6 protein-coding genes are annotated in these 6,881 nt (G+C 67.3%); all 6 read right to left on the reverse strand.

Annotated features, from left to right (window positions below; translation table 11 throughout):
- Positions 1–4: 4 nt before the first annotated feature.
- Positions 5–1,171: an RtcB family protein gene (locus AC5RV1_RS18140; protein WP_493995508.1), complete on the reverse strand. Its 1,167-nt coding sequence runs from the start codon at positions 1,169–1,171 to the stop codon at positions 5–7.
- 118 nt (positions 1,172–1,289) lie between these two features.
- Positions 1,290–2,696 carry a sulfate adenylyltransferase subunit 1 gene (locus tag AC5RV1_RS18145; protein WP_493946896.1) on the reverse strand — a complete coding sequence of 469 codons (1,407 nt, stop codon included), beginning with the start codon at positions 2,694–2,696 and terminating at the stop codon, positions 1,290–1,292.
- Entirely contained in the window at positions 2,696–3,643 is a 948-nt protein-coding gene (gene cysD, locus AC5RV1_RS18150) for a sulfate adenylyltransferase subunit CysD (protein WP_461172169.1), read from the reverse strand. The genes AC5RV1_RS18145 and cysD overlap by 1 nt, the downstream gene beginning before the upstream one ends.
- On the reverse strand, positions 3,640–4,488 hold the full coding sequence (locus AC5RV1_RS18155; RefSeq protein WP_493946897.1) for a phosphoadenylyl-sulfate reductase: 849 nt from the start codon (positions 4,486–4,488) through the stop codon (positions 3,640–3,642). Before AC5RV1_RS18155 ends, cysD begins: the two co-directional genes overlap by 4 nt.
- Positions 4,485–6,230, reverse strand: coding sequence for a nitrite/sulfite reductase (locus AC5RV1_RS18160; RefSeq protein ID WP_493995509.1), 1,746 nt, complete (start codon positions 6,228–6,230; stop codon positions 4,485–4,487). Before AC5RV1_RS18160 ends, AC5RV1_RS18155 begins: the two co-directional genes overlap by 4 nt.
- Before the next feature lie 54 nt (positions 6,231–6,284).
- Positions 6,285–6,881: sirohydrochlorin chelatase (locus tag AC5RV1_RS18165; protein ID WP_493995510.1), on the reverse strand; the 597-nt coding region annotated here is incomplete at its 5' end.

Consider the following 6,881-nt stretch of genomic DNA (forward strand, 5'->3'; position numbering starts at 1 on the left):
CGCGTCAGTTGCCTTTGACGTTGACCAGTTGCCGAAGTTTGTGCCGGACCGTGACGAGGTCGGCGGCGTCCTGCATCACTTGGTCAATCGACTTGTAGGCAGCCGGGATCTCGTCAATGAACGCTTCGGAGGCACGGAACTCGATGCCCCGCATGGCCTTCTTCAGCTCCTCGAGGGAGAACGTTTTGCGGGCAGCGTTGCGGGAGTACTCCCGGCCCGCCCCGTGCGGCGAGGAGTTCAGGGAGGCGGGGTTGCCGCGTCCTTCCACCACGTACGAGGCCGTCCCCATGGAACCGGGAATGAGTCCGGGATCGCCTGGCGCGGCTTTGATGGCCCCCTTCCGCGACACCCAGAGGGACCTGCCGTAGTGCGTCTCCCTTTGCGTGAAGTTGTGGTGGCAATTGATCCGCTCGCGTTCCTGCACCGGCCCGCCCACCCAGTTGCCGAACTGCGTGCGGACGCGGTCCATCATTTCCTCCCTGTTCAGCAGGGCGAAGTGCTGGGCCCAGCGGAGCTCCGCGATGTACCGGTCGAACTGCGGCGTGCCCTCATCGAGGTAGGCCAGGTCCGGGTGGGGCAAGTGGATCTGGTTCTTCCGGGAGACGTGCTGGGCCACGCCGATGTGGTGCTGGGCGATCTTGTTGCCGACGCCGCGCGAGCCGGAGTGCAGGAACAGCCAGACGTCGTCGGCCTCGTCGGCACAAACTTCGATGAAGTGGTTGCCCGAGCCCAGCGAACCCAGCTGCAGCTCCCACTTCGCCACGTACTGGGCGGGATTGAAGCCCGCCTTTGCCGCCAGTTCCTTCAGTTCCGCGATCCGGGGCTCCGCCGTGGGCAGCACTTTTTTGTTGTTGTGCCCGGCGGACAGCGGAATCGCGCGCTCGATGTCTTCGCGGAGCTTCTTACGGTCCTTCGGCAGGTCCTTCAGCGAATACTGGGTCCGGACGGCGATCATGCCGCAGCCGATGTCCACCCCCACGGCCGCCGGGATGATCGCGTGCAGCGTGGGGATGACCGAACCGACGGTGGCGCCCTTGCCCAGGTGCGCGTCAGGCATGAGCGCCAGGTGCGGATAGATGAACGGCAGCGTGGACGTCATCACGGCCTGCTCCCGCGTTTGGCCGTCCAGGATCGAAGCCCAGTTCAGCAGCTTGCTGTTGATGGTTTCCATGCAGTGCCTCCCACTGCCTGATACTAGACCGGAACCACCGTCGAGTCCGCCGGAACGGTTGCGTGGTAGCCGTAGCGCTACGGCTACCACGCAGCGTTCCGGCGACCTGGGCGAAACCCTAGATGCTGTAACGCTCGTCCTCGTGGTCGCCCGGGTGGTCCTTGACCAGGCCGGCGGCCAACGTGTTGCCGTCCAGCGGGTCAATGACCAGGAACGCGCCGGTGCGGCGGTGGTGCAGGTAGTTCTCCAGCGGCAGCGGTGCGGCGAGCCGGAGCTGCGCGTGGCCGATGTCGTTCAGTTCCAGCGTAGATGCCGGCTCCAGCTTGAAGGAGGCCAGGTCCAGCTTGCCGCCAACGTTGCGTACCAGGGCCTGGACGGTGCGGGTGCCATGCTTGACCAGCACCTTGGCGCCTTCACGGAGCGGCTTCGGGGAGAGCCAGCAGAGTGAGGCGTACAGGTCCGCGGAAGCTTCACGGACGGTGCCGGCGGCGGCGATGGTGTCACCGCGGGCGACGTCGAATTCCTCGGCCAGGCGGATGGCGACCGACTGCGGGGCAGCGGCTTCCTCCAGCGAGGCGCCGGCGAAATCGATGCCCACCACCGTGGTGGTGCGCGGGTCCTGGCCGGGAGTCAGGACGGAGACCTTGTCCCCCACCTTGACTGAACCTTCGGTGATCTGGCCGGCGTACGCGCGGTAGTCGCGGTAGGCCTCCACATCCAGGCCGGCGGCAACGGCGTCGGGAGCCAGGGCGCCCTGCGGCCGGATGACCAGCTGCACCGGGAAGCGGAAGCTTTCCAGGTGGCTTTCCAGCTCGTCGGCGGCCGGAAGGGTCTCGAGCACCTCGAGCAGCGCGGGGCCGGTGTACCAGGGGGTGCGCTGCGAGCGGTCCACCACGTTGTCGCCGTCGAGCGCCGACACCGGGATGACCAGCAGGTCGGTGATGCCATCGGAACCGAGTCCCAGCTCCCGGCCCACCTGCTGCACGTCGGCTTCGATCTCACGGAACACGGACTCGCTGAAGTCCACCAGGTCGATCTTGTTGACGGCCACGATCACGTGCGCCACGCGCAGCAGCTGGAGTACGGACAGGTGCCGGCGGGTCTGTTCCAGGACACCCTTGCGGGCGTCAATGAGTACGACGACGGCATCCGCGGTGGACGCGCCGGTCACCGTGTTCTTGGTGTACTGAACGTGCCCGGGGCAGTCGGCCAGGATGAAGCTGCGGCGGTCGGTGGCGAAGTAGCGGTAGGCCACGTCGATGGTGATGCCCTGTTCGCGCTCGGCACGCAGGCCGTCGGTCAGCAGGGCCAGGTCGATGCCGCCCTTCTCCCCGCCAAAGCCGCGGTCGGCCGAGGTGCGGGCAACGGCGTCGAGCGTGTCAGCCAGGATGGCCTTGGAATCGTGAAGGAGGCGGCCCACCAGGGTGGACTTGCCGTCGTCGACCGATCCTGCGGTGGCGAACCGGAAGAGCGTAGTGGGCAGGGCTGTTTCCAGGTCCGCCGGGAGAACTGCTTCGGTGGTCATTAGAAATACCCGTCCTTCTTGCGGTCTTCCATGGCTGCCTCGGAGATGCGGTCATCTGCACGGGTGGCGCCACGTTCGGTCAGGGTGGAGGCGGCGACTTCAACCACGACGTCGGCCACCGTGTACGCGTCGGACTCGACGGCGCCGGTGCAGGACATGTCCCCCACGGTTCGGTAGCGGACGGTTTTGGTGATGACGTCCTCGTGCGGCAGCGGCTGGGACACTTCGCCTACTGCGCGCCACATGCCGTCGCGGGCGAAGACCTCGCGCTCGTGGGCGTAGTACAGGCCGGGCAGCTCGATATTCTCGCGCTCGATGTAGCGCCAGATGTCCAGCTCGGTCCAGTTGCTGATGGGGAACGCGCGGACGTGCTGTCCCACCGTGTGGCGGCCGTTGTAGAGGTTCCACAGCTCAGGGCGCTGGTTGCGCGGGTCCCACTGGCCGAACTCGTCGCGCAGGCTCAGGATGCGCTCCTTGGCGCGGGCCTTGTCCTCGTCACGGCGGCCGCCGCCAAAGACGGCGTCGAACTTGTTCTGCTGGATGGCGTCCAGCAGCGGGACGGTCTGCAGCGGATTGCGGGTGCCGTCGGCACGCTCGGCCAGTTCGCCGCGGTCGATGAACTCCTGCACCGAGCCCACCACGAGCTTCAGGCCCAGGCGCTCCACGGTGCGGTCGCGGAAGTCGATGACCTCGGGGAAGTTGTGCCCGGTGTCCACGTGCAGCACGGGGAACGGAACCTTGCCCGGCCAGAATGCCTTGGTGGCCAGGTGCAGCATCACCACGGAGTCCTTGCCGCCGGAGAACAGCAGCGCGGGCTTCTCGAACTCGGCAACAACCTCGCGGATGATGTGGATGGCCTCGGACTCGAGAGTGTCCAGGCTGCTCAGTCGGGTGGAGACGGCGGAGTCAGTCACCTGGGTAGTCTCCTCGGTTAGGAAAGTGCTCATACGTGTAGTCCGCATTCTGTCTTGTCGGAGCCCGCCCAGCGGCCGGCGCGGGGGTCGTCGCCCGGCGCCACCTTCCGCGTGCAGGGCTGGCAGCCAATGGAGGGGTAACCCTGGGAAAGCAGCGGGTTGACGGGCAGGAGGTTGTCGTCCGAGTACTGGACCAGCTGGTCGAACGTCCATGCAGCCACGGGGTTGACCTTGACCAGGCCGTTCGCCTCGTCCCAGGTCACCAGCGGGGTGTTGGTACGGGTGGGTGCTTCCTCACGGCGGACGCCGGTGAACCACACCTCATAGCCGGACAGGGTGCGGCGCAGCGGAGCCACCTTGCGCAGGGCGCAGCACTGGGCGGCATCGCGGGCAAAGAGGTCCTTGCCCAGGAGCCGGTCCTGCTGCTCCACGGTGTTCTCGGGGAGAACGTCCACCACGTTGACACGGAGGTTTGCGGCCACCTCGTCGCGCGTGGCATAGGTTTCCGGGAAGTGGTAGCCGGTCTCCAGGAACAGGACGTCGACGCCGGGCAGCTGGTCCGCCACGAGGGCGGGCAGGACGGCGTCGGCCATGGAGCAGGCGACGGCGACCGCGGGCAGGTCGAAGTTGCGCTCCACCCAGGCGATCACATCGCGGGCCGGAGCGTCCCAGCCGAGCTCGGCAGCACCGGCTTCGGCAAGGGCCTTCAGCTCTTCCTTCGAGCGGAGTTTCGGAGCTGCTGCCGCAACGGTGGCGTCAACCTCGGCCGAGGCAACGGCCGGCGCAACCACCGGGGTGATGCCAGCTGCGTGTTTGGGCCCACGGCCGCCGGGGTCCCCGGCCGAGCTTGCGAGGTTGGGGTGCGGCTGGGGACTCACTGGAGTGCCTCCTCGTCTGCTGCGTGGGCCCATTCCGCGAAGGTCTGGCCCTCGGCGCGCTGGGCCACGAATGTGCGGACAACGCGCTCCACGTAGTCGGGAAGGTCGTCAACGTAGACCTTGAGCCCACGGACAGTGCGTCCCAGGCCTGCTTCCTCACGCTCGTTGGAAGCCAGCCCGCCGCCCAGGTGGACCTGGAAACCCGGGGAGGGGTCGCCGTCGGGCGTGGGCAGCATCATGCCCTTGAGGCCGATGTCCGCGGTCTGGATGCGGGCGCAGGAGTTCGGGCAGCCGTTGATGTGCAGGGACAGCGCGTGCGGCAGGTCACCGGATTCGGCGAGGTCGGCCAGGCGGCGTTCCAGCTCGGCCACGGCGGTGGCGGCCGTGTGCTTGGTCTCCACGATGGCCAGCTTGCAGTACTCGATGCCGGTGCAGGCGATGGTGCCGCGGCGGAACACGGACGGGCGGGCGGACAGGCCCAGCGCATCCAGTTCGGCCACCAGGGGCTCCACCTGGTCCTTCGCGACGTCCAGGACCACCAGCTTCTGATGCGGCGTGGTGCGCAGGCGGTAGGAGCCGCGGGCTTCGAGGGTGTCGGCCAGCTTGACCAGGGCTGCGCCGGACAGGCGGCCGGCCAGCGGGGTGGCGCCGATGAAGAACTTGCCGTCCTTCTGCTCGTGGACACCGATGTGGTCACCCGGAGTGGTGGGCTTGGGCGCGGCGGGACCGTCGGCCAGCTTGTAACCCAGGTACTCGTCCTCGAGGATCTGGCGGAACTTCTCCGGGCCCCAGTCGGCCATCAGGAACTTCAGGCGGGCCTTGGTGCGCATGCGCCGGTAGCCGTAGTCACGGAAAATGCTGGTGACGCCGAGCCACACATCAGCGGCCTGCTCCGGCGTCACGAAGGCGCCCAGGCGTTTACCGAGCATGGGGTTGGTGGAGAGCGCGCCGCCGGCCCAGAGGTCGTAGCCGATGCCGAGTTCAGGGTGGCGGACACCCACCAGGGCGAAGTCGTTAATCTCGTGGACCACGTCCTGGCTGGGGTGGCCGGTGATGGCGGTCTTGTACTTGCGCGGCAGGTTGGACAGCAGGGGGTTGCCGATGAACCGCTCTCCCAGCTCCTCGATCAGCGGAGTGGGGTCGATGATCTCGTCCTTGGCGATGCCGGCCACGGGCGAACCCAGGATGACGCGGGGAACGTCGCCGCAGGCCTCGGTGGTGGACAGGCCAACAGCTTCCAGTCGGGTCCAGATCTCGGGGATGTCCTCCACGCGGATCCAGTGCAGCTGGATGTTCTGGCGGTCGGTGAGGTCGGCAGAATCCCGTGCGAAGTCAACGGAAATCTGGCCGATGACGCGCAACTGCTCGGTGGTGAGCGCACCGCCGTCGATCCGCACGCGGAGCATGAAGTACTTGTCCTCGAGCTCGTGCGGCTCAAGCGTTGCGGTCTTGCCGCCGTCGATCCCGGGCTTGCGCTGGGTGTACAGGCCCCACCAGCGGAACCGGCCGTGCAGGTCCTGGCCGGGGATGGCGTCGAAGCCCTCTTTGGAGTAGATGGACTCGATACGCTCGCGCACGTTAAGGCCGTCGTCTTCCTGTTTCCAGGTTTCGTTGGCGTTCAAAGGCGTTTTGCCGTCCACTTTCCACTGCCCGTGCGGCTTCGCGGCGGGTCGGGACGTGCGGGCCGGGCGCTTCGGGGCGGCGGTGTCCGTGGACGCTCCGGCTAGAGCTGTATCAGTCATGCATCGACTGTAGGTCCCGCCCGAATAGCGTCACAAAGGCCCGGAAACGCTAAGTCACCTAGGGAAATATTTCGTCACGAAACGCCGGACGGCCTTGAAGAAGCCACCCTGCTGTGCATCTGGCCCGGCTTCCGCGGGGGCTGCGGCGGGACCGCTGGCTGACGCCTCAGCTGGTGTTCCTGTTGGTATTTCAGCAGCAGTTCCGGCTGCGGTTTCGTGGGCTTTCGCGACGGCGGCGTCGTACCTTTCCAGCGCGATTTCGGCGAGCACCGGCGACGGCAGCAGTGGTTCCGTCACGAGGTCGGCTCCCGCCTTGGCGAGCTGGTCGTGGAAGTAGCCAGGCGCCAGGAGGTAGGAGGCAATCACCACCCGCCCGCCGACGTCGACAGCTCCTGCTGACTCCCCTGCCCCGGCACCCCCTTCCAGCTCCTCACGAAGCATCGCGACGGCGTCGGGCACGGACGGCTTGGCAGACGCCCCATAGGCGGCGACCATCCGGTTGGGCCGCAGTTCCTGGAGCTGGCCGAGCAACTCCTCAACGCTCCTGGCTGCCTTGGGGTTGGACGAGCCGGCGGCGGCCAGGACAATCACGTCGCGGTCCGTCACCCCGGCTTCGAGCAGGCGCTGGTCGAGCAGCGCGGCGAGGCGCGG

This window comes from Arthrobacter sp. Hb9-2, assembly GCF_059091165.1.

What these genes read in the sequence shown, in the direction of transcription:
- AC5RV1_RS18140 (WP_493995508.1), bottom strand. Translation starts at nt 1,171, where the DNA reads ATGGAAACCATCAACAGCAAGCTGCTGAACTGGGCTTCGATCCTGGAC.
- AC5RV1_RS18145 (WP_493946896.1), bottom strand. Translation starts at nt 2,696, where the DNA reads ATGACCACCGAAGCAGTTCTCCCGGCGGACCTGGAAACAGCCCTGCCC.
- cysD (WP_461172169.1), bottom strand. Translation starts at nt 3,643, where the DNA reads ATGAGCACTTTCCTAACCGAGGAGACTACCCAGGTGACTGACTCCGCC.
- AC5RV1_RS18160 (WP_493995509.1), bottom strand. Translation starts at nt 6,230, where the DNA reads ATGACTGATACAGCTCTAGCCGGAGCGTCCACGGACACCGCCGCCCCG.